The organism is Aliivibrio sp. 1S128, assembly GCF_001691065.1.
Lineage (GTDB): Bacteria > Pseudomonadota > Gammaproteobacteria > Enterobacterales > Vibrionaceae > Aliivibrio.
The window spans coordinates 1-624 of the sequence record NZ_MAJV01000079.1 but is presented as its reverse complement, the minus strand read 5'-3'; the positions used below and the strand labels follow the sequence as shown (position 1 = coordinate 624).

At 34.8% G+C, this 624-nt stretch carries 1 protein-coding gene; it reads left to right on the top strand.

Annotated features, from left to right (window positions below):
* Nucleotides 1–604, top strand: a 604-nt coding sequence (locus A6E03_RS10090) for a hypothetical protein (RefSeq protein ID WP_218060162.1), incomplete at its 5' end; no start/stop codon positions are given.
* Nucleotides 605–624: the final 20 nt, after the last annotated feature.

Sequence of the window (624 nt, the reverse complement as noted above, 5' to 3'; positions counted from 1 at the left end):
ATGCAGGCGTTATACGTTTTGGAGGAATATGGAGCTTACAAGTTCAGCAATAACAGGTTCAATGAGACTTGGCGTTCAAGTCATAAGCTCTCATAAAGAACCTGTATTAGAAATCTATCATCAACTTCGTAATCAATATAAGCCAGAAGTTGAATATGATATGCCAATAGGAGTGTCTGGCAAAGATAAAAGAAAATCTAAGTGTAGGCACCAGAATATTTTTATTGAGTTTAATTTAGCAAATATTGGAGGTTCTAGAGCTGAAAATATAAAACTTACTCTAAAAGGGGATCTTCGTAGAAATCATCCGAGAGAAAATTTTGATGATTTATTTGATATAATTATTCCACAGATGCCACCAGGGCAAGTTAAACATTTATTTCAGTTCAAAGAAGATGATTTATTTGAATGCATAGATGGTGGTAAAAAGCTAAAAGAGACCTCTTTTACTATTGTAATGGAATATGACGCAGGGAGTGGGAAACTTAATTGGATTTTATCTCGGTGGCCAAAGTTAATGGGAAAAAGGCGATTTAAACAAGAATACACTTTTTTCCCTAAGCTAGTTACCGGAGACTTACCCCCAGCTGAATTTTTGGGATAGACGTATAACAAATGCATCAA